We start from the raw sequence: 26437 nt of genomic DNA on the forward strand, positions 1-26437 counted from the left end.
TCAGGCCGACCGTTCGCGTCTAATCCAATGCCCAATCAGTTCCAGAAACTTTCATGAACTTCGGCCTGTCGTGGGCCATCAGGAGTGATTACGTTCACTTTTGTACCGGCGTCCCAGTGCGTTACATGAACCATGCCGATCGCGACATTCGTTTTGAAGTCCGGCGACCATACTGCCGAACTCACGCGTCCGACCGTCCGGCCGTTGGCCTTAATTGGCCAGAACGTTTCACAGACAGGGACAGGGTCTCCATCAATCGAGATCGGCCGAATTTGTTGAACCGGGCCTTCCTTTGCCACTCTCAAGAGAGCATCCCGCCCGATACACCCGATGGCGCTTTGCGTATTACAGAACTTCCCCAATCCGCATTCATGCGGCGTGTTGTCGTCGGTCATGTCATTTCCGTAGGAAAGAAGCCCGCTCTCGATACGCTCAATTACATTTGGGCATCCGGCATGCACATCCAGATCGCGCCCGGCTTCCATGAGGGCGTTCCATAGAGGCATCCCCATATCGGACCCATTGACATAGATTTCGAAACCGCCTTGTTTCGAATATCCTGAGCGGGCGACAACCATATCCCGTCCCTTGAATTCAAAATGGCCAAAGCGGAAAAACCGTATCCGGCGGATAGAATCGCCAAAAACCCGGGCCATCAGGTCCTCTGCTTTCGGCCCCTGAACAGCCAGGGGCGAAACATCAGGTTCGTCCACCAGCACGTCAAGACGGTACCCGTAGGCCAGCCCCTTAACCCAATAGAGCAAATCGCTGTCTGCGATGGATATCCACCATCTGTTATCGCTTAACTTAAGCAGCACCGGGTCATTCAGCATCCCCCCAGTCTCATCCACGATCGGTATGTATGAGCACTGGCCTGGCAACATGCTTCTCAGATCGCGAGGGGTAAGCATTTGAACGAGGCGGCCAGAGTCGGGTCCGCGGATCTCCACCTGGCGCTCGCAAGAGACGTCCCAGACCTGCACGGCTTCTTTGAGGTGGCGATAATCTTCTTCGACCGACCGGAACACGGTTGGTAGAAGCATGTGATTATAAACCGTGAAGGCGCGGACACCGGCCTGCTCTACACCTTCGGAGAAAGGCGTCCGGCGCAGTCTGCGTGACACCGAAAGAAAAGGAATACCCATCGAATTCCACCCTAAATTTTTTTTATAACCGGCTAATTGCTTTTACTTAAGATGTCCCCATAATTACTTGTTTCAAAACGACATAATTCGGCAAACACACAATAAAACGTAAAAATGAGACCATTTTCTTGGTCTGCGCTCGAAAATATAAAACACAGCCAAGTCGAAAAAGATAAGCGGCGCCACCATTGAGGGGGAGCGCCGCAGATTATGGCTTCGACGTAACATAATTGGGTACTTAGAGAACGAGAAGCTCCCGCCTCCGTCAACGTGCCGGTCTAGGCAACAGCGTAGCAACCGCTCTTAATCTCTTCAATCAGGCTGGGCGCACTGGGCGCCCAGCCAAGCTCGTTCCGGGCCCGCACCGCCCGCACGCGGCTATTAGATCCCATCGTGTCGTTAGCCGGCCCGTCGCCCCAGTGTTCAGCTGCTTCAGAGACTGGCATTTCGACGGTCTCACCACCAAAATCCAGCATTTCGCTAATAGCGCCGCAGACGTCGCGCATGGTGCTTTCACCATTCTCGGCATAATAGAACGCCCCGGCCGGGGCGTGGTTCAGTGCCATGAAATAGAGCCCGACAAGATCCTGAATATGAACATTAGACCATACGTTTGTGCCAGGCCCTATATGGCGCGCGCCACCAGTACAGCGCGCAAGATCAATCAACCACGGGACTTGCATGCTATCCGGATTAACGCCCAGCCCCGCTCCGTAGATCAGGCTCGGAGCAATTATCACGGGACATATCCCATTCTCCGTCGACGCCAAAATATCCCTGTTGAGGGCTACACGCGCCATTCGGGCCGGTGAAGGTTCGAACGGCGTGTCCTCATCGAATTCAACGTCCCGATATCGCCCTTGGTCGCGTTGTCCGACGATGCTTGATCCGCTAGTGTGGAGAAAGGTCTTGCCACTTCCCGAAAGCGCTTCGAGAAAAGCCTCGACAGCAGGTCGATGATCCGCACTCGCCGTGTTAACAACTGCATCTGCCGCTATCGCCTCGCGCTTCAGAAGAGCGCCATCATCAAGGCTGCCTATAACCGGTTCTACACCCCGCGCCCGAACGAGTGATGCTTTTTCCTCTGTCCGAACCAAACCGCGAACGCTAAAGCCGTTCTCTAAAAAATGGACAGCGACCGAGCCGCCGATATATCCGCTCGCTCCAGTAAGAAAGATATTCACCTAATCCTCCCGTGTTTCCGGCTTAGTGCATGGAAGCATACGGGATCGGTTTAATCACAACAGAACAGCCAAATAAAAAAAACGCGGCACAAGGCCGCGTTTTTCCGTCTGATATGTTTGATCGCTTTAGCGCTTGGAGAACTGGAAGCTCCGGCGCGCTTTCGCCTTACCGTATTTCTTACGCTCGACCACACGAGGATCACGGGTCAGGAAGCCGACCTTCTTCAGCGGCGAGCGCAGGCCCGGTTCGAAGTAGGTGAGCGCCTTGGAGATACCGTGACGAACGGCACCGGCCTGACCGGAAAGGCCGCCACCAGTGACGGTCGCATAGACATCGAACTGCTCAGTGCGGTCCGCAACCGTGAACGGCTGGTTGATGATCATGCGCAGCACGGGACGGGCGAAGTACACGCTGTCATCCCGGCCGTTGACCACGATCTTGCCGGTACCCGGCTTGATCCAGACGCGGGCAATCGCGTTCTTACGCTTACCAGTGGCATAGGCCCGGCCGAACTTGTCGAGCTTCGGCTCAGCTTTCGCAGCCTCTTCAACAGCATCCTGCTTCAGAGCTTCGAGCGCTTCCATGCCTGCGCCTTCGTTGGTCGCTTCGGTCTCAACGGACATGGTTTACCTCTTGTTCTTCGGGTTCATCGCGGCGACGTCCAGCACTTCAGGCTGCTGCGCCTCATGCGGATGCTCGGTACCGGCATAGATACGAAGATTGCGCATCTGTTCACGGGCCAGCGGGCCACGGCTGATCATCCGCTGTACGGCCTTCTCGAGCACACGTTCCGGATGCTTTCCGTCCAGGATCTTGTCCATAGTACGGGACTTGATGCCGCCCGGATAACCGGTGTGCCAGTAAAAGGTTTTGTCGGTCCGCTTGTTGCCGGTGAGCTTCACCTTTTCAGCATTGATCACGACGATGTTGTCGCCACAATCCATGTGCGGGGTGAAGGTCGGCTTATGCTTGCCGCGCAGGTAGTTTGCAAGAACGGTCGCGAGGCGGCCCAGGATCATGCCTTCGGCATCAACGATCCACCACTTCTTCTCGATCTCGCTCGGTTTAGCCGAGTAAGTACGCATCTCTCTAACCATCCAGTGATGCTGCGAAATTCAATAGCCGCACAAAGGCCGGAGCCCCCTGCAGCGGTTGGCGTAAAATACGGATACGTATTGTGAAGTCAAGCGCGAAAAAGCGCGGTTTTTCAATAGCTTTACAAGAACGGTAACATATTACCGTGCATCTAAGTCGTTTTATAACAGTATGAAAGGCTTATTGTGCTTCAAGAACTGGTTTGAACCGCATCGAAGCGACAAGTTTTCCGCCCGGCGGAACCGTCTGCATCCCTGTTCCAGCAACACCGGCAGCCGACAAGTTAATGGCATCTATACAATGGGTGACTGGCTCGACACAGAAGAACGGCTTGTCTTCTGGTGTAAACAAAATGCAATGGGAGAGCGTCTCACTGCCCTCTATTTCGAGGCTCAGCCCCTCTTTTGGCCAGTGTAGCAGAGCATGACTGCTCCAGCCGCTGAAACCTGTATCCAGTCCACGCGGCAGAGCACGTTCCTCTGCCCTGGAAAAATCGAGATGTCTTGGAACACCTTCCGAGCTCACCGGCAAAACCCCATGAACAGCCGGCCATATCGAAGCGAACGAGGTTGCCAACAATGGACCGGACCGCCATGGCAGATACGGGTGATGGCCAAGCCCGCTGGGCATAGCTTTCGTTCCGGTGTTTTCGAGCCTCATTGAAATTGCAAGCGTTCCGTCCATCAGTTCGAACGCCTGTCGCGCCTTGTAAGGAAAAGGCCAGTCGTCACCTGGATAAACATAGGACAGTTCGGCGCGCATCTCAGAAAGGCTCTCCACCTCCCACGGTACCGTACGGCCATGGCCATGAATGGCGTGGGACGCGTTCTTCTCTGTAGCGGTAATCCGGTGTTCTTTACCATCCCACGTAAAGCGGCCATCACGGATACGATTGGAGAACGGCACCAAAGGAAAACTGCCCCAAGCAGTCGATCCAGCATCTGAGTCTCCGGGTTGCGGCCGGGGCACGAACCAGTCCGTCCGATTCCCACCAGCCTCACTCCAGAATGCGGCGATACGGCCACCATCTTCAGGCAGAATCTCGGCAGACAGACTACCGTCCGAAAGCCGAAGGACAAAATCGGTCATCATTGCTGATCTCGCGGCGGAATCGAATAGGTCGCTGTTACATGGCAGACAGGGTCGTCTTCCTCACCGGCGCTAAACAACGTCACTTCACCATAGGCCAGTCGCTTGCCGCATTTCAGCAAACGCCCTTCGGCGACCAGATCAGCCGGCTTCGGACGGCGCAGGAAGTTGGCATTCAGGCTGGTGGTCACGGCGAGTTTCACAATCCCAATGCGCGACAGCACGCAAGCATAAACCACGACATCCGCCAGCCCCATCATAACCGGACCGCTTACCGTGCCGCCGGGACGCAAGAAATCCTCCTGATACGGCAGAACCGCCCGAGCCGTCCCGTCGCCGATCTCCTCAAACCGCACGCCGTACTGGCCAACCGCAGGCACTTCTTCCCGAGCGATCCGGTCCATTTCGGCATTGCTCAACTTCGTCATTCAGTCCTCCTCCGGGGGCGAAATACCGATATTGTTGTATTCATAAGATATTTTACGCGCCAGCATGTGCGGACAAAAACTAGGATAGAGCCGTATGAGCAGTCATCTTTTTTCCCCGATCAGTTTTCGTGGCCTCACTCTGGATAACCGCATCGCCGTTTCGGCCATGTGCCAATACGCGTCCGAGAACGGGTCCGCGAATGACTGGCACTTGATGCACTATGGAAATCTGGCCATGGGCGCAGGCGGGCTGCTGATTACCGAGGCGACGCATGTCTCCGCCGAAGGGCGGATCTCACCCAATTGCCTCGGTCTCTATTCGGACGAGAACGAAGCGACGATCAAGCGGTTCGTCGACTTTTGCAAAGAATACGGTACTGCAAAGCTCGGCATTCAGATCGGTCATTCGGGCCGCAAAGGCTCGACCAATCCCCCGGGCAAGGGCGGCACGCCCGTTGCCGAGGGCAAAGGCCGCTGGCAGCCCGTCGGCCCCTCTCCTATTGGCTATGCGGACTGGCCGGCACCGCTCGGCCTCGATGATGCCGGGCTGGCCAAGGTCAAAGCGGAATTCGTCGAGAGCACCATACGGGCGGACAGAGCGGGATTCGACCTCGCCGAACTGCATGGCGGACATGGGTATCTGCTGCATCAATTCGTCTCGCCGCTGAGCAACCAGCGAACGGACAGCTATGGTGGCAGCCTCGAGAACCGCCTGCGCTTCCCGCTTGAGGTTTTCGAGGCTTGCCGTGCAGTCTGGCCGGCAGAAAAACCCTATGCTGTCCGGTTTTCGGCGACAGACTGGGTCGATGGTGGTTTCACACCTGATGAGGCAGTGGCTTATGCGAAGGAGCTGAAATCCCTCGGCTGTGATTTTATCGACGTCACAACAGGTGGTCTCGACCCACGCCAGAAAATCGAAGTCAAAGCCGGATACCAGGTGTTTCTGGCCGAAAAGGTAAAAAAAGAAGCCGGTATCCCGACCATGGCAGTTGGCATGATCGTCGGAGCACAGCAGGCGGAAAACATTATAGCCAAAGGCGAAGCTGACATGGTCGCATTGGCCCGCGGCGTGATGGACGACCCGCGCTGGGCCTGGCACGCGGCTCAGGAGTTGGGTGAGAGCATTACCTACCCGGCGCAGTATGCGCGTTGTGCGCCGGATCTATGGACCGGCGCCACATTGAAGTAAATAGCCGTGAACCATACGGCCCTTCAGTCAGACGCCACTGTTACTGCTTTTTAGCCAGGCTATTGCTTCTTCTCGACAGTAGAAAACTGCGTGCTCTACTGCAGATACTGCGCTTGCCATGTTGCTGAAGGCCTGTAACAGCTGATACTCCGACGGAATGCCGACGACAATCGCATTCCGGGCCCCGGGACCGCGTAACCTGGAGAGCTCCGAGCCTTTCGTAGCAACTTTCTGAAAGTTTGAGGCTCTGAAAGATGAAATGCGCGCTCCAAGCAAATTCCAGAGCGCGAGCTTTTTCGGGCTGTTTGAATGATAGGTCTCGGAAACCGACATTATTTCGTTGGCAGACAGATCATCAATGCCCACAAACTCAACAAGGCCGTCATGCTCACGGACGTCTATCGGCAATTATTAAACCTCCCCAATATTTTTTGATTAAGTAGAGATCATCTGCCGGCTGAATATCAACCTCCACATAGCACGCCTCTTCGCGGGTACACTCGACATACAATTTCAAAGGACGCAAACGCATGCAGAATGAAACCAGCCAGATCCGCCGGGTGTTGATGAAGCATGCCAAGGATGCCTTTGTTTCCCAGGGAAAACTGGCTTCTGAATGGCGTAGCCTGAACTATCTGGAGGAGCCGGATTTTTCGAAGGCTTGCGCCCAGTCGGACGCTCTGGCCGACATTCTGATCAGCCTTGGCTGTTCCGTCGAATGGCTTGCGGCTGACGAAACAGTCAGTATCGATTCCATCTATGTCCGCGACAATGCTATCGCCTCAGACAACGGGCTTGTCCTCTGCCGGATGGGCAAGGAAGCGCGTCGTCCGGAACCTGCGGCGATGGCGCCGGGGCTGAAGCAGGCTGGAGCGCCTGTCCTCGGCCAGATTGACGGTACCGGGCAGATTGAGGGCGGCGATCTGATCTGGCTGGACGGCAATGTCCTATGTGTGGCCAACGGTTACAGGACCAATGCGGAAGGTGTCCGGCAGCTAACGGCTCTTCTCGGAGATGCTGTCTCCGAAGTCATCACCGTCCCGCTGCCGCATTGGAATGGCCCCGGCGATGTGTTGCATCTGATGTCTTTCATCAGCCCCATCGCACCGGACCTGGCGCTGGTCTACTCCCGGATGATGCCGGTCTTCTTCCGCAACTGGCTGCAAGACCGCGGTATCGCGCTGGTCGAGGTACCGGACGAGGAATATGACAGCATGGCCTGCAACGTACTGGCAGTTGCCCCACGGGTTGCTGTGATGCTGGAAGGCAATCCGGTGACCCGGCAGTGCTTGGAAAAGGCCGGGGTCGACGTTCATATCTATGACGGGTCAGAGATATCTGCCAAGGGCTGTGGCGGACCGACCTGCCTTACCCGTCCGCTGGAACGAGGCTGATCGGCTCCCCTTTCAGCCAACTTCGCGCGACGGAACATCCGGGGTCGCGATCCCCAGTAGCTCTGGCAGCTTTGCCATATCGTCAAACAGCTCATGTACCCCGACGGCGGCGAGTCCTTCCGGGCCGTGATCAGCATAATATCCAAAGACCCGCATGCCGGCTGAAATTCCGGCGCGGGCGCCCGTCGGACTGTCTTCGACCACGACACAGTTCTCCGGCGCCACCCCCATGCGCTCCGCGCAATAGAGATAGAGGTCCGGCTCCGGTTTCGGAATACCGACCATGTCGGCCGAGAAGATACGACCTTCGAAATGTCGTTTCAGGTTCGTCACACCAAGCGTGACATCCATCTTTTCGACCGGCCCGTTGCTACCAACACAGATTTTCGTACCGGAGTCCGCGATTATGGACAGTGCGCTGTCGATCCCGGGAATGGCCCGCAGCTCCTTGCGATAGAGCTTGAACTGCTTGGCATAGATGTTCGGGACCCAGTCTTCGCCCAGCTCCCGGCCAAGCATCGCTTCCACGTCCTTCTGGATGAAGGTGAGCTTGCCGCCGAGAAAACGCTTAAGCGCATCCTCAGCCATGATCTCGACACCGGCTTCGGTCATGGCGGCGGCTATGATCCGGTTTGCAATGGCTTCGCTGGCAACCAGCACACCGTCACAATCAAAGATAACGAGTTCGCATTTCATGTCTTCGGTATAGCAGCCGAGGACATGTCTCGTCACCAAATGTATCGAGACAATTTTGGACCCTAAAGCAGGAAGTACAATAGTCAGTTCTGGTCAAAAAATATGCAGGTTGCGTTTCTGCTTGCGGAACAGGCAATGGTGATTAGTCTTCCGGCCTGACGGGTACGGGGGTACCCGTGACGAAAACCTACTTTTAGGGGGAAACACTTTTCATGACACATATCCGGAGGCTCGCCTCCCTCGGCTTCACCACTGCCGCCGCCTTCGGGTTCGGCATCGGTGAGGCCAGGGCGGCAGATGCTTTGAGCGGCGGGGATACGGCCTGGATTCTGACGGCTACCGCGCTCGTGCTATTTATGACCCTGCCCGGTCTGGCGCTTTTTTATGGCGGGCTCGTGCGCGCCCGTAACGTGCTGTCCGTCCTGATGCATTGTTTTGCCGTCGCCTGCGTGGCCTCGATTGCCTGGCTAGTCGCGGGCTATAGCCTGGCCTTCGACGATGGTGGCGCCAATCAACAGTGGATTGGCGGACTCGGAAAGATGTTCCTAGACGGTGTCGGTACCGACACTCTCTCGGGCACGATCCCGGAGACCGTGTTCTTCATGTTCCAGATGACTTTCGCGATCATCACACCGGCTTTGATCGTAGGTGCCTATCCGGAACGCATTCGCTTCGGCGCTGTCGCGACGTTTAGTCTGGCCTGGCTTTTTTTGGTCTACGCACCCGCTTGTCATTGGGTCTGGGGTGGCGGCTGGCTCTCTGACATGGGCGTGCTTGATTTTGCCGGCGGTATCGTCGTTCATGTCACGGCCGGTGTCTCCGCGCTGGTTCTCGCCATCGTCCTTGGCCCCCGTCGCGGCTTCCCGCATGAAATTCGCCCGCCGCACAGCCCAGGCATGACTGTGACCGGGGCGGCAATGCTGTGGGTTGGGTGGTTCGGCTTTAACGCCGGTTCCGCTCTGGCAGCGGACGGAAATGCCGGAATGGCCATGACCGTGACCCATATCTCAGCAGCGGTTGCCTCTCTCGTCTGGGCCGTCACTGAGTATTTCAGATTTGGAAAACCGAGCGTGATCGGCATCGTGACGGGCATGGTAGCCGGCCTTGCTGCCATCACGCCCGCATCCGGATTTGTCGGTCCAATGGGCGCGATCGCCATCGGCCTGATTTCAGGTTTCGTCTGCCAGTGGTTCACAACCTGGATCAAATTCAAGATCAAGATAGACGATTCTCTAGATGTCTTTGCGGTCCACGGTGTTGGCGGCATTATAGGAACGCTGCTGGTTGCCGTTTTCGCCATGCCGGACTTCGGAGGCCTTGGCCTCGCTGAAGGTATTACGATTACGGATCAGCTCTGGGTACAGATGATCGGCATCCTGTCCGTCGCACTCTGGTCTGGCGTGATTACCTGGGTTCTTGCCCAGATTATTTCCCGGACAATCGGTCTGCGCGTGAGCGAAGAGAGCGAGATCGAAGGCCTTGATATCATTGCGCATGGCGAGCGCGGCTACGACCTAACCTGAGGAGACCGGTGATGAAGATGATTATCGCGATTGTGAAACCGCATCGCCTCGACGCAGTACGCGAGGCGCTTAACGAGGTCGGTGTTCACGGAATGACAACAAGCGAAGTAAAAGGGTATGGCCGTCAAGGTGGTCATAGCGAGATTTATCGCGGCGCCGAATATACGGTCAATTTCGTCCCCAAAGTGAAGATCGAGGTGGTCACCAGCGATACGCTGGCTGACCGGGCCGTCGAGGCCATCGCCCAGGCCGCGAAGACAGGCAAGATCGGCGACGGCAAGATCTTTGTACTCGACGTCTCGAAAGCCACTCGCGTCCGCACGGGCGAAGTTGGCGACGACGCACTCTGACCTGCGGCACTATTGCACATGGAAAAGGCCGGGACAGTCCCGGCCTTTTTTGCTTTCATCTGTTAACCATCAACTTGGATTGACCGGTTAACGCCGCCCGGCCCGATCGGCTTCATCGCATGAGCAGCAACGTCGCCCCCTCTCCCGCATCCAAAGAGCCGAGCTTTCTTGAAGCTTTCACCCCAAAGCTGGTGACAGTCCTGCGCGAGGGATATGGGCTTGCGAATTTGCGGGCCGATGCTCTCGCTGGACTGACCGTCGCCATTGTTGCCCTGCCGCTTTCCATGGCCATCGCCATTGCCTCGGGGGCAACCCCGGCACAGGGCCTCTACACTGCGATTTTCGGCGGCTTTCTAGTCTCCTTGCTCGGCGGCAGCCGGTTCCAGATCGGCGGACCGGCAGGCGCGTTTATTGTATTAGTGGCAGCCACAGCACAGGCCCATGGCATGGACGGGCTGATCATCGCCACCATGCTCTCCGGCCTGATACTGGCGGCCATCGGCCTGCTGCAACTCGGCACCTACATCAAGTTCATCCCCTATCCGGTGACTGTCGGTTTCACCGCTGGCATTGCCGCCATCATCTTTGCCAGTCAGATCAAGGAACTGCTCGGCCTAACCCTCTCCGAGCCGGAGCCGGGACCGCTGCTGGAAAAACTGCCCGCGCTCTGGATCGACCTGCCGACCGCCGAGCCTGTCACTATAGTGATGGCGGCAGCGACCATCGCCGTCATCACCGGGCTCAAATATTTCCGCCCGCATTGGCCCGGCATGCTCATCGCGGTCGCCGGTGCCGCAGTCGCAACCACCCTGCTCGATCTTCCTGTCGCCACCATCGCGTCAAGATTCGGCGGCGTGCCCAGCAGCCTTCCCCTGCCGTCCCTGCCATCTCTGGACACGGCAAAGATTGTGGCCGTTCTGCCGAACGCGATTGCCTTTGCCTTGCTCGGCTCCATCGAATCCCTACTCTCCGCAGTGGTTGCCGACGGCATGACAGGACGACGGCACCGCTCCAACTGCGAGTTGGTGGCGCAAGGCGCTGCCAATGTCGTGTCGGGCCTGTTTTCCGGGATCTGCGTCACCGGGACCATCGCCCGGACGGCGACAAATGTCCGGGCGGGCGCACATGGCCCGATAGCGGGGATGCTGCACGCGCTGTTCCTGTTGGCCTTCATTCTGATCGCGGCCCCGCTCGCCGGTTTTATTCCGCTCGCCAGCCTCGCAGGTGTCCTGGCGCTGGTGGCCTGGAACATGGTCGAAAAGCACGCCTTTATCACCCTGCTCCGGGCCTCACGCGGGGATGCGGCCGTTCTGCTGACGACCTTCCTGCTGACCATCTTCAGGGACCTTACAGAAGCCATCATTGTCGGCTTTGCCCTGGGATCGGTCCTGTTCATTCACCGGATGTCGAAGACCACGGCCATCGAGACCCAGCGACCGTTCGTTATGGAAGATGAGGCGGACAATTCCAACCGTCACCGAGCGCCCTATGAGGAGGATGCGGAGAACGATCCCGAGATCGTCATCTATCGTATTTCGGGGGTGTTCTTTTTTGGCGCCGCCGCTTCCATAGGATCGGTACTCGACCAGATAGCCGACACGCACCGGGCCTTGATCATCGATTTCAGCGCCGTGCCCTTCGTCGACTCAACTGCTGCGAATACGATAGAAGTGCTCGCACAGAAAGCCGAACGGCGGGGTGTTTCCGTTTATCTCACAGGAGCGGTCCCGGACTCCCGCCGCGACCTCGTCGCGCACGGCCTTCGGCCACCCCTGGTGCACTACTCAGACAGCATTGAAAGCGCCGTACGCGAAGCCAGAGGGGAGGAGCGCCGCTAGGCGACGCTCCAGAGGGGCAATCTGCTTAAAGAGAAGCGGAGAACGTCATGATTTCAGAAGAAAATTTCTCCGGCCGCTCTGCCGGGATCAGATGTCCTGCGTTACCGAACACGACATGGGACTTCTTCGAGATCCGGGCTTCAAGCTCCGCAATGTCTGCCTCGATACGGAACACCCGGTCATGTTCCCCCGTCATCAACAGCACGGGAATGTCCAGCTTCTCGTATGGGAAATCCCATTCCGTGCTGACCGATCCCTTCATCAGCTCGTAAAGGCCCTCGCCGTCTTTCATGCCTTGGTAATCGCCCTGCAGCAAGGTTGGCCGCATCTTCGCCAGCTGGTCCGGATTGACCAGCATCGGCAGATTGGCTTCCATGATGAGCTGCGCGCCGCCGATTGCCGCCATGCGGACCATAGCGCTGTTGATCCATTCCAACCGGAGACTCGGCTTGCGCAGAGTGTTGATCAGCACCAGCCCTTCGGCAGAGGCTCCTTTCAGATAGGCCTGAGCGGCAAACAGTCCGCCAATGGACAGTCCGGTGAGAATAGGACGCGGCGGCGCCACATGATCGACGATCCGTTTCAAATCATCGACGATGGTCAGCGGTCCGAGATCTGCATCCGGAGTGAAAGTACTTTCCGCCTGACCACGGAAATTATAGACGAGCGTGCCGTAACCGGCGGCCCTAAGAGCCGGGCCGATGCCGTCGACTTCCCACATCCCGGTATTGCCGGTCAGCGCGTTCACAAAGACGAAAGTCTGCCCCTTGGCACCCGGCGACTGATACTCATAGTAGAGACTGTTACCGGAATTGATTTCCAGATTGGCCATTTCTCCCTCCCATTCTTAGTTTTTCGACGACTATAAGCTGAGAGTCATGCCTCTGCCAGATAAGGCATGCAGAAACACTATTGCTGCATCGCACAAAATGCGAAAACATGTAAGCAATACTGACCTAGTGTATTCTCCTCAATTGGCGCAGGCCATCCATGGAAATATTGATCGACATTGTGTTGCCGATTTTCGGCACGCTGTTCGTCGCCTATCTGGTTGCCCGGACAGGACTGTTTACAAAAAAGGCGACCGAGGGGCTTGCGACCTTCGTCTTCACTTTCGCCGTCCCGTCACTGCTTTTCGACAATGTCAGCCGTCATCCCTTACCCGACCCAATTGAGTGGGAACTGCTGATCTCGTTCTTTGGTGCCGCATATCTGGTCTGGTTCGCCGGTTTGCTGATCTCGCGCTGGATCTTCAGACGGGATTTCGCGCATTCCTCCCTTGCCGGCATGACCGCTGCCTTCGGAAATACCATGCTTGGCCTGCCGCTGGTGCTCACCACCTTCGGCGACGCCGGCTCCATCCCGATTTTCCTGATCATCGCCTTCCATGCCTGGCAGTTCTTCGCCCTTGTAACGATCCTGCTGGAGGGCAGCCGAAGGCAGAATGGCACCCTTAAAGCTCTGCCCTGGACCATCGCTAAAAGCCTTGCCACCAACCCCATCCTGGTCGGGCTGATGCTCGGACTGATGTTCAACATTCTCGCCATTCCGGTGCCGGATCCAGTTGCGGACATCACCAGCTTTCTGGGACGTGCTGCCTTGCCCTGCGCGGTTTTCGTCATGGGCGCGTCTCTCGCGAAGTTCCGCATTACCGGCGCCATTGGAGAAGCCGTCGCAGGCAGCCTGCTGAAGCTGATTGCATTCCCCGCCATCACCTACTTTGCAGCCACCTACATCTTCACGATGGAGCCACTCTGGCGCGATGTCGCCGTGGTCATGGCGGCGCTTCCTGTCGGCCTTAATGTCTATCTTTTCGCGGACCGTTACGAAGCCGGGGCGCCGGCAGCAGCGACGTCGATGCTGCTGTCGACACTTCTGTCATTTGGCACCATTGCAATCATTCTCAGCCTGCTGCAAGTCCGCTAGACAGCTCTCTAGTGCCGCCAGGGGCCCAGTCTCAATGTCAGGGCATTGAACAGGCCGTAGGTCGCCATAGCACCGGCTACGAGAACAAATATTGATGTCTCGTTGAGCGTCGTTGGCTCCAGTAAAAGGCTCCCACCCGCCAACAGAACGACAAACCGGATTCCGGCGCCGGCAACCGGCCAAAGTAACGTGTTCATTGCCTGACTTGCGAAATAGAGACACAAGCCCAGCCCAAAAAACGCATATGCCGGTCCAACTATGTGCAGGTAGAGCGCCGTCGTTGCCGCGATTTCCAGGTTGTCGGTGAACAGCCCGCTCCACAACCAGGGCGCCATGGCAAGAACAGTGCCTATCAGGCCGACAAACAGAGCAGCGAACCCGCTCCCAGTCCAGCTGACCCGCAAGGCACGCTCTCGCAGTCCGGCCCCAACGCTAAGCCCCGCCATGGCTATGCTCGCGCTGCCGAAGGCGAAAATGATTGGAATGAGGATTAACTCGAGCCGGACGCCGATGCCGTACCCTGCGAGGGATTCAGGGCCAATTCGCGCCATATAGCCAGTCACCACCATCGCCATTGCAATGGTCAGCGCGGACTGCACGCTGGCGAGAGCCCCCCGACGCCCGACGACCAGAACCTGCTGCCATCGGATGGTGCCTGCAAGCTGCACCCATTCCGGCCGTTTAATGCTGAACAGATAGGCCGCGAGATACAGGCAGCCAATGCTGTAGCCGATGAGGATCGACAGAGCTGCGCCTTTGATCCCGAGTGACGGCACCGGACCCGCCCCCGTTACCAGGAACGATGCGGCTATGAAATGCACAAGCACAACGACACCCAGCCCCAGAGACGGGCGCAGCATATCTCCGTTGCCGCGCATAAGGCTCGCCAGCATATTGAACAGCCAGACAAGAGAAATGCCGGGAAAAATCACCGCCGCATAATCGACTGCCGTTTGCAGGATTACCCCCTCACCGCCGAGAAAACGGAAAAGCGCCGGACCGAAGAGCCAGACGATCAACGCACTCAAAATCCCGCCGCATACGGCAAGGATGAGCGCAGTCCGCACGAGCGCACCTGCTGCTTCATGATCCTTCGCGCCAAGCGCCCTTGCAGTTGCGGCGACAACTGCACCACCTACCGCACCGGCAGAGAACATCACGGAGAGGACAAACAACGGAAACACCAGTGCGACACCGGCAAGAGCCAGCGGACCAAGCCTGCCGACAAACCAGCCATCCGCCACGAAAAGAACAGATTGCAGCAGGCTGCCGAGCAGCCCCGGAGCGGCCAGTCGCAGGATCTTGCTGGCAATCGGCCCCTCCAGAAATGGATGCGCCGTAGAATCGATGATCTCTGTCTTGGCTGTCATCTAAAGGGTTTTTCCGTTATCGAGGATAGAGTTACGAGCTGCTTTAACGGCGCTTCTCTTCCGTACCGGACCGTTCATGGAAATCCTGATCGACATCATCCTGCCGGTCTTCGGCACTGTCTTCATTGCTTATTTCGCGGTTCGTCTCAGGCTGTTTCCGAAATCGGCGATCGATGGTCTGTCCAAGTTCGTCTTCAATTTCGCCATCCCGACAATGCTGTTCCACAACATGTCGCGCCAGACACTTCCCGAGCCAATCGAATGGGAGTTCCTGATCTCGTTCTTCGGTGCCGGTTATTTTGTCTGGATACTCGGCATGCTGTTGTCATTCTGGTGGTTCGGGCGTGACTTCGCTCATGCTTCGTTGGCAGGGATGACTGGCGCGTTCGGCAATACGGTATTGCTCGGCATCCCATTGATTTTGACCACTTTCGGAGACGCCGGAACTCTACCTGTCTTTCTGATTATCGCTTTCCACTCCTGGCAATGGTTCGCGGTCGTCACCATCCTTGTCGAAGGTGGCCGCGGGCAAAAGGGTACGATGATAGGGATTCCCTGGATCATCTTGAAAAGCCTGTCAAAAAATCCGATTCTGATCGGGCTGTTGCTGGGCCTCGCCTGGAACATATTTGCGCTGCCACTGCCCCAACCCGTTGTCGACATTACCGGGTTCCTCGGCCGCGCCGCATTGCCCTGCGCGGTCTTCGCCATGGGCGCTTCGCTTGCCAGATACAGGATTTCCGGGGCGATCTGGGAAGCTCTAGCCGGAAGTGTCCTGAAACTGATCGCCTTTCCTGCCATCACCTATGTGATCGCGACCCATGTCTTCATCATGGCCCCACTCTGGCGTGACATCGCGGTCATTATGGCCGCGCTACCGGTCGGGGTGAATGTCTATCTGTTTGCCGACCGCTATGATGCCGGCGCACCCGCCGCCGCCACATCGATGCTGATCTCCACCTTTCTGTCTTTTGGCACCATTGGCCTGCTTCTGCATTTCCTTGGCGTTCGGTAGCTCCATATCATGACTGGTCGGAAGAACCGGGAAAGGCGGACCAGGCAATGAAGCTCTCCAGACGGAACTTGCTCGGAGCCATGGGCGCGACGGGCATTGCGTGTACTGTTGACGGCCGTCAGGGATTTGCTGCCGTAACGTCGAAGACACGCCTGGAAGCACGGCCCGGGACGGCGCGCTTGGCACCGGCAGAGTACGAGCCCACACCGATTTGGGGATATGACGGCGGCGTGCCCGGCCCTACGATCCGTGTACGGCAGGGCGAACGGGTCGACCGGGAGTTTCTCAACAATCTGCCGCAAGCCTCCACAATCCACTGGCATGGCATCAGGATCGACAATGCGATGGATGGGGTTCCTGAACTGACCCAGGCCGCCGTCCCTCCGGGTGGAACATTCGACTACGGTTTCATCCTGCCGGATGCAGGCACGTATTGGTATCATCCGCACAACCGGACTTGGGAGCAACTCGCGCGCGGTCTCTACGGCGCCCTCATCGTCGAAGAACCCGAAGCGCCTGACGTCGACCGGGACGAAGTCCTGCTTATTGACGACTGGCGACTGACCGAAACGGCGCAGATCGCAGAAAACTTCGGCGCCATGCACGACTGGTCCCATGGCGGCCGGATCGGCAACTGGATCACGGTCAATGGCGACGGTTACTGGACGTCCTACGCACGCCAGAATGACCGGCTGCGCCTTCGCTTGGTCAATCCTTCAAATGCGCGGATTTTCAATCTCAGCCTGAAAGGGCTCTCCGGCTGGGTCATCGCGCTCGACGGTCAGCCGCTTTCGAAGCCTCACCCAGCGGAAACGCTAGTGCTCGCTCCGGCACAACGTGTCGATCTTATTGTTGACGTCACGGCGGATGCTGGCACTGAAGCCTCCCTGGTCTCTCACGAACGCGGCGGCAGTTATGCCGTTGCCGTCTTTCGCGTCGACAAAGCCGAGGCGGAGCGACGAAGTGAAGGCCCGGGAGCACTCCCGGCAAACCCCGTCCCCGAAACGGGTCCGCTTCAGAGTGCCCGAGTGGTCGACCTTGTGATGGATGGCGGCGCCATGGGCGGAATGCGTAGCGCGATGCTGAATGAGACTGACACCGACATCCGCACACTCGTCAGGAAGGGCAAGGCCTGGGCGTTCAACGGGCACGCAGAGATGACGGATACGCCCTTGCTATCAGCCAGGACCGGAGAGACCGTGCGCATTCGAATGGACAACCTGTCCCGCTGGCCCCACGCAATACACCTGCATGGCCATCATTTCAGGCAGGTCATTCAAGAAGAGCGTATGGGGCCGCTGCGCGACACACTTCTGGTTCAATCCGGCGAGGTCGCAGAAATTGCCTTCGTCGCCGACAATCCCGGCGACTGGCTGCTGCATTGCCATATGGTCGAGCATGCCGCAGCCGGCATGATGACGTGGTTGAAAGTCAGCAGCTAAATTCGCCGCTCAATTCATCGAAATCCCGCCGTCATGACTGTTACTCGACGCGTTGCGGCGTTAGTGTTCGCGATGAACTAAGGCGAAAAAGCCAATCGGGAGGAATGCATGTCTGTCGCGGCAGAATTAGAGGCCGATCTTATCTTGCGCGAAGATCGGGACGGTATCGCCCGACTCACCCTGAATAGACCGAAAGCCTATAACGCGCTCTCACTTGGCTTGATGGCCGCTCTCCAGAACGAACTGGAAGAGATCGCCGCCAGCCGGACCGTAAAGGCCGTGATAATCGAAGGCTCCGGCAAAGGTTTTTGCGCCGGACACGACCTCCGGGAGATGCGCTCCCGCACTGATGAGGCCTTTCATCAGACGGTGTTCGCCGCGTGCTCGAAGCTGATGCTGACGGTCACGGACCTGCCCCAGCCAGTTATTGCCAAAGTGCACGGCATCGCGACCGCCGCTGGCTGTCAGCTCGTCGCAACGGCCGATCTGGCCATCGCGACCGAGAGCACCCTGTTTGGCACACCAGGCGTGAATATCGGCCTGTTCTGCTCTACCCCTATGGTCGCGGTCTCTCGAGCCATTCCGCGCAAGAAGGTGATGGAGATGCTGCTGACCGGCGAGATGATCGATGCCCAGACCGCTGTTTCCCATGGCCTGATCAATCGCGCGGTTTCGGAGAGCGAGCTCGAAGATGCGGTGCAGGAGATGGTCGGGAAGATTGCATCAAAATCGCCGCTGGTGCTGACGACGGGTAAGAAGGCCTTTTATAGGCAGCTCGAAATGACACTCACAGATGCCTACGCCTATACCAGCCAAGTAATGGTCGACAACATGCAGGCCCGCGATGCGGCGGAGGGGATCGACGCTTTCATAGAGAAGCGGACTCCCGAATGGACTGGAGAATAAAGATGGTCGAGAGCGAAGCTGCCCGCCCGATTGATCACGAGAATTATCCGGATAGCTACATCAAGGAGATCCTCTCCTCCGTCCGCACAATTGCTGTCGTCGGGGCAAGCCAGAAATGGACCAGGCCGAGCTACTTCATGGCGAAGTACCTCCAGGGTAAGGGCTATCAGATCGTTCCGGTTAATCCCGGCATCGAGGGCCAAGAAATCCTCGGTGAGCTGGTCTACGCCTCTCTTAAAGACATCCCATTCAAGATTGATATGGTTGATATTTTCCGAAATTCGGAAGCCGCAGGCCCGATCGCAGAGGAAGCCGTCGAAATCGGTGCCGACGTGGTCTGGATGCAGCTTGGCGTGCGCCACGATGCAGGCGCGGAGAAAGCCGAAAAGGCCGGACTCAAGGTCGTGATGAACCGCTGCCCGAAAATCGAGTTCTCCCGGCTCTATGGCGAGCTTTCCTGGCACGGTTTTGACAGCAATGTCATTTCCTCGAAGCGCCGCGCCGTAGGCACTCCAGGTACCGAGGAGGCAGCAAATCCGGCTGCCGCCCCTCGGGAAAGGGCCGGGTTCGAGACCCGCGCTATTCATGCTGGCGCGGCGCCGGACCCGACAACTGGCGCACGCTCGACACCGATCTATCAGACCACGGCTTACGTGTTTGAGGATGCGGATCACGCCGCCTCGCTGTTCAACCTGCAGACTTTCGGCAATATTTATTCGCGCCTCTCGAACCCGACGACTGCTGTGCTGGAAGAGCGGATCGCCAGTCTTGAGGGTGGCCGGGGAACAACCTGCACGGCCTCGGGACACTCAGCCCAGATGCTCGCCCTCTTCCCGCTGATGCAACCGGGAGACAGACTGGTTGCCTCCACCCGGCTTTATGGCGGCTCGATTACCCAGTTCGGCAAGACATTCAAGAAGTTCGGCTGGGACTGCGATTTCGTCGATATGGACGATCTGAAGGCGGTACGTGCCGCTGTCGCCAATCCATCCTGCAAGGCGCTCTTCGCTGAGTCTCTTGCAAATCCGGGCGGCGTGATCAGTGACATCGCGGCACTGGCCGAAATTGCGCATGAGGCAGGCGTCCCGCTGATCATCGATAATACGATGGCGACCCCCTATCTCTGCCGTCCGTTCGAGCACGGCGCGGATCTTATCGTGCACTCGACCACCAAGTTTCTCTCCGGCCACGGGAATGCCATGGGGGGAGCCGTTGTCGATTCCGGGCAATTCGACTGGGGCCAAAACGACAAGTTCCCGTCTCTCTCCGAGCCAGAGCCTGCCTATCACGGTATTTCGTTCTGGGAGAGTTTCGGCGATCTGGCCTTCACCACGTACGGCCACGCAGTCGGCTTGCGCGACCTCGGGCCAACCATGGCACCAATGAATGCCTATCTCACCATAACCGGCATCGAGACCCTGCCTCTGCGGATGGAACGACATGTTGCCAACGCAGCCAAGGTTGCCGCCTATCTGGATAAACATCCGGCCGTATCCTGGGTTTCCTATGCCGGCCTCGAAAGCAGTCCCTATTACGCACTGGCCCGGAAATACCTGCCCGGCGGAGCCGGTTCGGTCTTCACCTTCGGGGTCAAGGGCGGGTATGAGGCCGGCACCAGGATCGTCGAGGGAGTCGAGCTGCTAAGCCACCTCGCCAACATTGGCGATACCAGATCACTTATTCTGCACCCAGCCTCGACAACGCACAGGCAACTCACCGAAGAACAACGCACTGCAGCAGGTGCCGGAGATGACGTCATGCGTATCTCGGTCGGGCTCGAGACTTCTGAGGACATCATCGCCGATCTGGATCAAGCGCTCCAATCGAGCTTACAATAGCCAACGATCCGGCGCTCACAGCTCAGTGACACTCAATAGCGCGTTCGGAGCCTATGCCATGGCAACACGCCAACCACCAAGGGACCCATTGACAGGTTTCGAATTTAAAGATCTCGCTCCGGTCAGCGCATTGGACGATCTGGTGCACCCGGAACTACGCGCACTCTTCTCGCTCTGGAAGACCAAAACCGGCACCCGTGCCGCGCCCACCCGGCAAAATCTCGACGTTCTGGAACTCAGAAAATGGCTACCGCACATTCAACTCGTGGACGTCATCGAGGACAGCACTGACATTCGTTACCGCGTCATCGGCACCTGGATCGTAGAGCGTTATGGAGAGGATAATACAGGTCAGACGATGTCAGAAATCGGCCTGACGGAACAACTCAAGGAAGTCACGAGTGAGTTTCTCGTAACTGCAACAAGTATGGTGCCACAAAGTGTTACTCGCCCTTTTTATGATCAGAATGGGATCAAGGCGTTCACCAATGCAGAACGCCTTATGCTACCGCTTAGCGCAGATGGGCGAACCTGTAACAAGGTCATTTCCGCTATTTACTACCTTAACGAGGGCTGACAAGCCACTATAGTAAATAACATATTCAGCGATATTTAAATTTCAGGATGCTGGGTCCATCCCATTACGATCCCGCATATCTGACATGCCGCAGCCCCAAACACACACGCAGTGATTGACGAGCCAGCAAAGCTGACCATTATGCCCCGCTTCGTGAAGGCAAAGGCGAAAGCATTCTTGTCTTCGCGCTGCGATTAGGTCTCCACATACGAGCGGGTGCGGTGAACTCCTCGTATCGGCGGCGACCAAGATTCCGTTTCGTACGAATATTTGATCACGCGTGTATTACATGAGGTTAGATCGTTGTCTAAACATAAACACAACGCCGTTGTGGCATCAAAAACGACTGACACAATTTTCTCAGAGGTCACCCGAACGGACGACTTGATACGACCGGAGCTTTCGTCATTGTTCCAGTTCTGGAAACAAAAATCTGGTGGCCGAAAAGCCCCGGCGCGAAATGATTTTGATGTCCCCGAGCTACTGCCGTGGCTGCCACACTTGATGCTTTCAGATTTGCTGCATGACGGCACCGATATTCGATTTCGCGTAATTGGAACCTGGATTACTGAACAGTTCGGTCGGGACGATTCCGGCAAGACGGCATCGGAAATCAACTTCGCCGGGCGGAGCCAGTCAATTCTCGCACAATACAATCTTGCCGCTTCAGAGATGGCTCCTGTTAAATTCCGTGGCGCGTTCATCAACTATACCGGTGCCGAGGACTTTCGCATCTCCGAGAGATTGGTCCTCCCACTCAGCACCGACGGTGAGACTTGTACCAAGTTGCTCACCGGCATCTACTTCTTGGATAGCTAGGTCTGCTAATCGTCGAACACCTTCCAGGACGGTGATGGATCAAAGGCGCTGAACCAATTTCCGCCGCCATTGGCCAGTTGATCCAGGTCACGCGATATAGGCTGGTCAAGCAAGTGCGCCAGCAACAGCGCTCCGACAGCACCGTGAGAGACGATCAGTGGTGTGCCGTTCGGCTCCAAACGCCGGACCTCATCAAAGGCGGAAACAATTCGCCCCTGCTCTACACGGGCCGGCGCCCAACCGCGCACGGAACGGTCAGGGTTGGCAAAGAATGCATGCGCTGTTTTCTCGAACTCCGCGCGTGGTAGATATCCCGTGGAAGAGCGGTCATTCTCGCCGAGATCGGCTCTCTCCTGCACTTCCAAGCCAAGAAAATCCGCGAGAATCTCCGCTGTATCGAGGGCCTTGCGCTCAGTACTCGACCAGATCGCGGTAACTGAAGACAGCCAAGGCTGCATAAGACCCGCAACAATTCGCTCCCGGCCACGTTCCGAAAGGCACCAATCCGTGATTGGGATTTCCGGATCAATGACGACATCAGCATGGCTGAGGAAGTACAGCCTCCCTACTCCGCCGCCACGTTATTGGGCACACGAAGAGAAGTGAGGCGATCCAGTGCTTCATCCATTTCGTCGACCATTCTGTCGATAATATCGCCCAGCGGTTCAATACGGTCCGCGAAGACGGCCGACTGGCCCATGGAGAGAAGCCCCTTCTCCGGGTCCCCTTCCTCATAAGCTTCCCTCTGGAGAGTGCCGCGTACATGCGCGCGATAGCTCTCGTAATCATTTGCCCCGGCCGCCTCGAGTTCCGCAACCGTGCGTGCTGTCTGATTATCCATCACCCGATAGGTGTTGCGCATCGAGGCCAGAACCAGGCGGGAGCCGGTTTCGTCTGCCTCGATTACGCGTTTCTTAACCGCATCGTGGCTCCAGATCTCGGACGCCACCAGCAGACGCGTGCCAAGAATAACGCCTTCCGCCCCGAAGGACAGCGCACCTGCCACCTGCCGCCCATGACCTATACCGCCGCCAATCACGACAGGAATATCGACGCGGAGTGCTGCCAGCACCCCCTGCACCATGTTACCGATCATGTTCAGCCCGGGATGGCCGCCACACTCCATGCCGACAACCGACACCGCATCGATATCGAGCTTGGTTGCCGCCGAGACGGCGTGACGAACGGACGCGACCTTATGAATCACAACCGCACCGGCATCCTTCAACTGCTTCACCAGTTCTGCCGGCGGCATGGCTGCCGTCTCGAACCTGCGCACACCAGCCTGCAAAGCCAGGTCGGCATGTCCCGTCAGCATCTCGTTCTCTTCCGGACGTTGGGAGATGTAGAGATTGACGCCGATGGGATTGCCTTTCGAAAGCGCGTTCGCTTTCTCCAACTCCTCTTTCCAGCGGCCCGGGTCAGGAAAGGTCTTCGCTGTCATGAAGCCGATAGATCCCGCATTGGCAGCGGCAGCGACATAATTAGCATCGGACAGCCACATCAAGCCGCCACAGAGGATCGGGTGACGGATGCCGAAGAGATCGGTGATCCGTGTTCGGACGCTTTGCGGCCTCATTGCGATCAATCCTTCCTGCTGGTTGAGGGAACGATCAGTGCATCGACGGCAACAGCGCCCTGACCTTCCGGCAGCACGATAAACGGATTGATATCGATACTATCCAGCTTCTCCGCATTCGCCGCAGCAAAGACGGAAAGTTTCGACAGTGCATCTGCCAATGCAGCGATATCAGCGGGTGGTGCGCCGCGAACACCTTCAAGCACTTTGTATCCCTTGATCTCGCGGATCATCCGATAGGCTTCCTCGACCGAGAACGGTGCCAACCGGAAGCTAACATCCTTCAGCACCTCAACCAGGATCCCGCCGAGCCCGAACATGACCGCCGGCCCCAACACGGGATCAAGTTGCACCCCGACAACCGTTTCCACCCCGCCGGAGACCATCTCGCAGACGATCACCCCGTCAATCACGGCATCGGGGCGCATTTCCGCCGCCCGAGCCATCAGGGTGGCGAAACCATCCCGCACAGCATCCGCGCCCTCAAGTCCGACCAGCACACCGCCTATCTCCGTCTTGTGGGCGATATCGGGCGAAGCAATCTTCAGCACGACCTTGCCGCCGAAAGATGCCGCATACGAAACGGCATCCTCAGCCGAAGTCGCGAGTTCCTCACGAACAACAGGCAACCCGGCACAAGCAAGAAGCCGCTTTGCCTCATGCTCCGCCGTCGGATGATCCGGCACCGTTTCTGCATTTGCCGGCAAGCTCGGAACGGTTCCCTGCGCCGCCGCGAAGGCACGGCCGAAATACATCAAACCGTTCGCCGCCGTGATCGCTGGCACCGGATCGTCGAACATCGGATAACCACTGCTTTCATAGAACCGCGTGTTCTCTTCGTTCGCCAGGATCGAAAAGAACAGGTGCATGTCCGGACGGCTCTGCCGGAGCGGTTTCAGGGTCTCGATAATGTCCTGTGCAATTTCGGGGCGGGCCGCGACAGCAGTGAAGAACGAGATAACAACATCATAATCGCCCTCTTCCATCATGATCTTCAGGCACGCGGCAATCGCATCGCGCTGGTTGAAAACCTGTCCCGTTACATCCACAGGATTGCGAGGTGCTGCAAAAGGAAGAAGCTCCAGCATCTTCTTCTGCCCGGCCTCAGGGAATTTCGAGACATCGAGGCCGAGCGCCGATGCGCTGTCCGCCATCTGCACGCCAAGCCCGCCAGAGATGGTAATAAAACCGATCTTGTTACCATCCGGAAAATGCCCTTGCTGGCAGCCATAGGCTACCTCGAGCATCTCGTTCGCATCGTCCGCTCGATAGACGCCGTACTGCTTGAACATACCGTCGATGACGGCATCTGTACCCGCCAGGGCTGCTGTGTGCGAGGCCGCCGCCGCCGCACCTATATCGCTGCGCCCAACCTTAACCATGATGATTGGCTTGCGCATAGTACGCGCTTTTTCAAAAGCAGCCCGGAGCCCCTCTCCATCGCGAATGCCCTCGGCATAGGACATCACCACCTTCACCTCGGGGTCGTCGAGCAGGTAGGAGATGCATTCCGACAATTCGACATCGGATTCGTTACCCGTGGTGATCCAACGCCCAACCTTGAGGCCCCGCTTGCGCGCGAGATTGTAGATATGACCGCCATAAGCGCCGCTCTGGCTGGCAATGGCGATGGGGCCCGGTTCCGGCGGGTCGACTTGCGGCGAGGAGGAGAAGGTACCGGTCCAGCCGCTTGATGCATTAAAGGCACCAAGGCAGTTTGGCCCGAGGACGCGAATTCCAGTCCTCTGGGAAATTTCCGTCAGGCGCGCCTGCATGGCCTCGCCTTCGGCGCCAAGCTCGGAAAAGCCCGAGCTGAAGACGATACACGCACCGACGCCCTTGGAAGCGCAGGCTTCTATCGTCTCGACAACCATCGGGGCCGGCAATGCAATGATAGCGGCATCGACGGCTTCCGGCACATCGTTGATCGTCGGATAGGCCTTGAAGCCCTGAACGGTCTCCCGCTTCGGGTTCACCGGATATATCGCGCCCTTGTAGCCATGACGCACGGAATAATCGATCGGACGGCCACCGATCCGCATCGGATCGTCCGACGCACCAATTACGGCAATGGATTTTGGCGCGACAAGACGCGCCAGATTGCGTTTCCGGATATCGCTCAAGTCGTTCATAGCGGTGCCGATCCTATAGAGAGACCCCCGCAGATATAGAGAACCTGACCTGTGCAGAACCCGGCATCCTCGCCCGCGAAGAACGCCACAGCGGAGGCGACATCCTCCGGCTGGCCGATCCGGCCGACCGGAATCGCCGCCTCGATTGCATTACGGCTGTCCGAGCCAACAGGATTACCATCCTCGAACATTTCCGTGGCGATGGGACCCGGTGCGACGCAATTCACAGTAATCCCGTCCGGGCCGGCCTCAATGGCCCAAGTCCTGGTCGCGGCTGCGATACCGCCTTTCGTCACCGCATAGGCACTACGCCCGTATTTGCCGAGGGCTGCCCGTGAGCCGATATTGATCACACGTCCGAACCCGCGCTGCCGCATGCCGGGCAAGACTGCCTGCATGCATTGGTATGGCGCCCGGACATTAACTGACATCAGCTGCTGCAAAATTTCCGGCGTCACCTCTTCGACAATGCCCAACGGTGCAATGCCCGCATTGTTCACCAGGACATCGATATCGAACTCATCGGTTATTGCGGCCAACGTCTTACGCGTCGCGTCCGCGTCACTAAGATCGGCAGTTCTGAAAGCACCGTCGAAGCTCCCCGTCGGCTCTGTTCTCGCGAGACCGACAACGCTATATCCACGATCTGCAAGATAGGCGGCAACGGATCGTCCGATGCCACGACTCGCGCCTGTAACCAAAACGGTTCTCACGCCCATTATTCTTCCCTTCCCCGATCCGGTCGATTCCGGTCTCTTGCCGGATTATCGCCGATCTATTCTCGGCAACCCCTTCGGATTCCGCGAGAATGCTTTTCGACACAATGCCAGTCTCGCACCTTGTTGGCGGCACATAAGACCGCCTAGAGTTACGAAAACGAAATTGAATTTCGCAATAGCGA

26 protein-coding genes are annotated in these 26437 nt (G+C 57.6%); 12 read left to right on the top strand and 14 right to left on the bottom strand.

Annotation, left to right across the window (positions count from 1 at the left end; genetic code table 11):
* Positions 1 to 35: 35 nt before the first annotated feature.
* The 6 genes from ABJ076_RS16360 to ABJ076_RS16385 form a co-directional block, all read right to left on the bottom strand.
* Positions 36 to 1145, bottom strand: a complete 1110-nt coding sequence (locus tag ABJ076_RS16360; protein ID WP_348185240.1) for a dimethylsulfoniopropionate demethylase — start codon at positions 1143 to 1145, stop codon at positions 36 to 38.
* Positions 1146 to 1423: 278 nt separating this feature from the next.
* Positions 1424 to 2329 (bottom strand): NAD-dependent epimerase/dehydratase family protein, encoded by a 906-nt coding sequence (locus ABJ076_RS16365; RefSeq protein ID WP_348185242.1) that lies wholly within the window; start codon positions 2327 to 2329, stop codon positions 1424 to 1426.
* Positions 2330 to 2455: 126 nt separating this feature from the next.
* Positions 2456 to 2914 (bottom strand): 30S ribosomal protein S9, encoded by a 459-nt coding sequence (gene rpsI, locus ABJ076_RS16370; protein WP_348185927.1) that lies wholly within the window; start codon positions 2912 to 2914, stop codon positions 2456 to 2458.
* 42 nt (positions 2915 to 2956) lie between these two features.
* Entirely contained in the window at positions 2957 to 3415 is a 459-nt protein-coding gene (gene rplM, locus ABJ076_RS16375; RefSeq protein WP_348185244.1) for a 50S ribosomal protein L13, read from the bottom strand.
* Positions 3416 to 3605: 190 nt separating this feature from the next.
* A complete protein-coding gene (locus ABJ076_RS16380) occupies positions 3606 to 4517 on the bottom strand; it encodes an aldose 1-epimerase (protein WP_348185246.1) in 912 nt (303 codons plus the stop codon).
* A complete protein-coding gene (locus ABJ076_RS16385) occupies positions 4514 to 4942 on the bottom strand; it encodes a PaaI family thioesterase (RefSeq protein ID WP_348185248.1) in 429 nt (142 codons plus the stop codon). Before ABJ076_RS16385 ends, ABJ076_RS16380 begins: the two co-directional genes overlap by 4 nt.
* Before the next feature lie 94 nt (positions 4943 to 5036).
* Between ABJ076_RS16385 and ABJ076_RS16390 the strand changes: the two genes are divergently transcribed.
* Positions 5037 to 6131 carry an NADH:flavin oxidoreductase/NADH oxidase gene (locus ABJ076_RS16390; RefSeq protein ID WP_348185250.1) on the top strand — a complete coding sequence of 365 codons (1095 nt, stop codon included), beginning with the start codon at positions 5037 to 5039 and terminating at the stop codon, positions 6129 to 6131.
* A gap of 27 nt (positions 6132 to 6158) precedes the next feature.
* Here ABJ076_RS16390 and ABJ076_RS16395 read toward each other — a convergent pair whose 3' ends face one another.
* Positions 6159 to 6539: a hypothetical protein gene (locus tag ABJ076_RS16395; RefSeq protein ID WP_348198497.1), complete on the bottom strand. Its 381-nt coding sequence runs from the start codon at positions 6537 to 6539 to the stop codon at positions 6159 to 6161.
* A gap of 122 nt (positions 6540 to 6661) precedes the next feature.
* Here ABJ076_RS16395 and ABJ076_RS16400 point away from each other — a divergent pair, with 122 nt between their 5' ends.
* Positions 6662 to 7525, top strand: a complete 864-nt coding sequence (locus ABJ076_RS16400) for an arginine deiminase family protein (protein ID WP_348185252.1) — start codon at positions 6662 to 6664, stop codon at positions 7523 to 7525.
* A gap of 12 nt (positions 7526 to 7537) precedes the next feature.
* On the opposite strand, the gene ABJ076_RS16405 is transcribed toward ABJ076_RS16400, so the two are convergent.
* Positions 7538 to 8257: an HAD family hydrolase gene (locus ABJ076_RS16405; RefSeq protein ID WP_348185254.1), complete on the bottom strand. Its 720-nt coding sequence runs from the start codon at positions 8255 to 8257 to the stop codon at positions 7538 to 7540.
* A 176-nt stretch (positions 8258 to 8433) separates the two neighbouring features.
* Here ABJ076_RS16405 and ABJ076_RS16410 point away from each other — a divergent pair, with 176 nt between their 5' ends.
* The 3 genes from ABJ076_RS16410 (at position 8434) to ABJ076_RS16420 (ending at position 11932) form a co-directional block, all read left to right on the top strand.
* Positions 8434 to 9744, top strand: a complete 1311-nt coding sequence (locus ABJ076_RS16410; RefSeq protein WP_348185256.1) for an ammonium transporter — start codon at positions 8434 to 8436, stop codon at positions 9742 to 9744.
* Between the two features lie 11 nt (positions 9745 to 9755).
* A complete protein-coding gene (locus ABJ076_RS16415; RefSeq protein WP_348185257.1) occupies positions 9756 to 10094 on the top strand; it encodes a P-II family nitrogen regulator in 339 nt (112 codons plus the stop codon).
* 119 nt (positions 10095 to 10213) lie between these two features.
* Positions 10214 to 11932, top strand: coding sequence for a SulP family inorganic anion transporter (locus ABJ076_RS16420; RefSeq protein WP_348185259.1), 1719 nt, complete (start codon positions 10214 to 10216; stop codon positions 11930 to 11932).
* 25 nt (positions 11933 to 11957) lie between these two features.
* Here ABJ076_RS16420 and ABJ076_RS16425 read toward each other — a convergent pair whose 3' ends face one another.
* The gene (locus tag ABJ076_RS16425; RefSeq protein ID WP_348185261.1) at positions 11958 to 12764 is read right to left on the bottom strand and encodes an alpha/beta hydrolase; all 807 of its coding nucleotides are present in this window, start codon (positions 12762 to 12764) and stop codon (positions 11958 to 11960) included.
* 158 nt (positions 12765 to 12922) lie between these two features.
* Between ABJ076_RS16425 and ABJ076_RS16430 the strand changes: the two genes are divergently transcribed.
* Positions 12923 to 13858 (top strand): AEC family transporter, encoded by a 936-nt coding sequence (locus ABJ076_RS16430; protein ID WP_348185263.1) that lies wholly within the window; start codon positions 12923 to 12925, stop codon positions 13856 to 13858.
* 8 nt (positions 13859 to 13866) lie between these two features.
* Here the strand turns inward: ABJ076_RS16430 and ABJ076_RS16435 are convergent, their stop codons facing one another.
* Positions 13867 to 15228, bottom strand: a complete 1362-nt coding sequence (locus ABJ076_RS16435; protein WP_348185265.1) for an MATE family efflux transporter — start codon at positions 15226 to 15228, stop codon at positions 13867 to 13869.
* Between the two features lie 76 nt (positions 15229 to 15304).
* On the opposite strand from ABJ076_RS16435, the gene ABJ076_RS16440 reads away from it, so the two are divergent.
* From ABJ076_RS16440 to ABJ076_RS16465, 6 genes are all read left to right on the top strand, one after another.
* On the top strand, positions 15305 to 16243 hold the full coding sequence (locus tag ABJ076_RS16440; RefSeq protein ID WP_348185267.1) for an AEC family transporter: 939 nt from the start codon (positions 15305 to 15307) through the stop codon (positions 16241 to 16243).
* Positions 16244 to 16290: 47 nt separating this feature from the next.
* Positions 16291 to 17685, top strand: coding sequence for a multicopper oxidase family protein (locus ABJ076_RS16445; RefSeq protein WP_348185269.1), 1395 nt, complete (start codon positions 16291 to 16293; stop codon positions 17683 to 17685).
* A gap of 108 nt (positions 17686 to 17793) precedes the next feature.
* Positions 17794 to 18591, top strand: a complete 798-nt coding sequence (locus ABJ076_RS16450; RefSeq protein WP_348185271.1) for an enoyl-CoA hydratase — start codon at positions 17794 to 17796, stop codon at positions 18589 to 18591.
* Between the two features lie 2 nt (positions 18592 to 18593).
* The gene (locus tag ABJ076_RS16455) at positions 18594 to 20429 is read left to right on the top strand and encodes an O-acetylhomoserine aminocarboxypropyltransferase (protein ID WP_348208904.1); all 1836 of its coding nucleotides are present in this window, start codon (positions 18594 to 18596) and stop codon (positions 20427 to 20429) included.
* Positions 20430 to 20487: 58 nt separating this feature from the next.
* On the top strand, positions 20488 to 21006 hold the full coding sequence (locus ABJ076_RS16460) for a PAS domain-containing protein (RefSeq protein WP_348185275.1): 519 nt from the start codon (positions 20488 to 20490) through the stop codon (positions 21004 to 21006).
* A gap of 408 nt (positions 21007 to 21414) precedes the next feature.
* Positions 21415 to 21825 (top strand): PAS domain-containing protein, encoded by a 411-nt coding sequence (locus tag ABJ076_RS16465; RefSeq protein ID WP_348185277.1) that lies wholly within the window; start codon positions 21415 to 21417, stop codon positions 21823 to 21825.
* A 5-nt stretch (positions 21826 to 21830) separates the two neighbouring features.
* On the opposite strand, the gene ABJ076_RS16470 is transcribed toward ABJ076_RS16465, so the two are convergent.
* The 4 genes from ABJ076_RS16470 to ABJ076_RS16485 are packed head-to-tail and all read right to left on the bottom strand — an operon-like array spanning position 21831 to position 26255.
* Positions 21831 to 22385: a histidine phosphatase family protein gene (locus ABJ076_RS16470; protein ID WP_348185930.1), complete on the bottom strand. Its 555-nt coding sequence runs from the start codon at positions 22383 to 22385 to the stop codon at positions 21831 to 21833.
* 5 nt (positions 22386 to 22390) lie between these two features.
* Positions 22391 to 23404, bottom strand: a complete 1014-nt coding sequence (locus ABJ076_RS16475) for a nitronate monooxygenase (protein ID WP_348185279.1) — start codon at positions 23402 to 23404, stop codon at positions 22391 to 22393.
* A gap of 5 nt (positions 23405 to 23409) precedes the next feature.
* Positions 23410 to 25536: an acetate--CoA ligase family protein gene (locus tag ABJ076_RS16480; protein WP_348185281.1), complete on the bottom strand. Its 2127-nt coding sequence runs from the start codon at positions 25534 to 25536 to the stop codon at positions 23410 to 23412.
* Positions 25533 to 26255: an SDR family oxidoreductase gene (locus tag ABJ076_RS16485; protein ID WP_348185282.1), complete on the bottom strand. Its 723-nt coding sequence runs from the start codon at positions 26253 to 26255 to the stop codon at positions 25533 to 25535. Before ABJ076_RS16485 ends, ABJ076_RS16480 begins: the two co-directional genes overlap by 4 nt.
* Positions 26256 to 26437 lie beyond the last annotated feature (182 nt).

The sequence above is a fragment of the Nisaea sp. genome (assembly GCF_039990255.1).
GTDB lineage: Bacteria > Pseudomonadota > Alphaproteobacteria > Thalassobaculales > Thalassobaculaceae > Nisaea.

Coding starts and splice junctions, on each gene's coding strand:
- ABJ076_RS16400 (WP_348185252.1), top strand. CDS start 6,662: ATGCAGAATGAAACCAGCCAGATCCGCCGGGTGTTGATGAAGCATGCC.
- rplM (WP_348185244.1), bottom strand. CDS start 3,415: ATGCGTACTTACTCGGCTAAACCGAGCGAGATCGAGAAGAAGTGGTGG.
- ABJ076_RS16460 (WP_348185275.1), top strand. CDS start 20,488: ATGGCAACACGCCAACCACCAAGGGACCCATTGACAGGTTTCGAATTT.
- ABJ076_RS16485 (WP_348185282.1), bottom strand. CDS start 26,255: ATGGGCGTGAGAACCGTTTTGGTTACAGGCGCGAGTCGTGGCATCGGA.
- ABJ076_RS16445 (WP_348185269.1), top strand. CDS start 16,291: ATGAAGCTCTCCAGACGGAACTTGCTCGGAGCCATGGGCGCGACGGGC.
- ABJ076_RS16450 (WP_348185271.1), top strand. CDS start 17,794: ATGTCTGTCGCGGCAGAATTAGAGGCCGATCTTATCTTGCGCGAAGAT.
- ABJ076_RS16385 (WP_348185248.1), bottom strand. CDS start 4,942: ATGACGAAGTTGAGCAATGCCGAAATGGACCGGATCGCTCGGGAAGAA.
- ABJ076_RS16420 (WP_348185259.1), top strand. CDS start 10,214: ATGAGCAGCAACGTCGCCCCCTCTCCCGCATCCAAAGAGCCGAGCTTT.
- ABJ076_RS16390 (WP_348185250.1), top strand. CDS start 5,037: ATGAGCAGTCATCTTTTTTCCCCGATCAGTTTTCGTGGCCTCACTCTG.
- rpsI (WP_348185927.1), bottom strand. CDS start 2,914: ATGGAAGCGCTCGAAGCTCTGAAGCAGGATGCTGTTGAAGAGGCTGCG.
- ABJ076_RS16435 (WP_348185265.1), bottom strand. CDS start 15,228: ATGACAGCCAAGACAGAGATCATCGATTCTACGGCGCATCCATTTCTG.
- ABJ076_RS16455 (WP_348208904.1), top strand. CDS start 18,594: ATGGTCGAGAGCGAAGCTGCCCGCCCGATTGATCACGAGAATTATCCG.
- ABJ076_RS16430 (WP_348185263.1), top strand. CDS start 12,923: ATGGAAATATTGATCGACATTGTGTTGCCGATTTTCGGCACGCTGTTC.
- ABJ076_RS16425 (WP_348185261.1), bottom strand. CDS start 12,764: ATGGCCAATCTGGAAATCAATTCCGGTAACAGTCTCTACTATGAGTAT.
- ABJ076_RS16380 (WP_348185246.1), bottom strand. CDS start 4,517: ATGATGACCGATTTTGTCCTTCGGCTTTCGGACGGTAGTCTGTCTGCC.
- ABJ076_RS16440 (WP_348185267.1), top strand. CDS start 15,305: ATGGAAATCCTGATCGACATCATCCTGCCGGTCTTCGGCACTGTCTTC.
- ABJ076_RS16480 (WP_348185281.1), bottom strand. CDS start 25,536: ATGAACGACTTGAGCGATATCCGGAAACGCAATCTGGCGCGTCTTGTC.
- ABJ076_RS16415 (WP_348185257.1), top strand. CDS start 9,756: ATGAAGATGATTATCGCGATTGTGAAACCGCATCGCCTCGACGCAGTA.
- ABJ076_RS16360 (WP_348185240.1), bottom strand. CDS start 1,145: ATGGGTATTCCTTTTCTTTCGGTGTCACGCAGACTGCGCCGGACGCCT.
- ABJ076_RS16410 (WP_348185256.1), top strand. CDS start 8,434: ATGACACATATCCGGAGGCTCGCCTCCCTCGGCTTCACCACTGCCGCC.
- ABJ076_RS16475 (WP_348185279.1), bottom strand. CDS start 23,404: ATGAGGCCGCAAAGCGTCCGAACACGGATCACCGATCTCTTCGGCATC.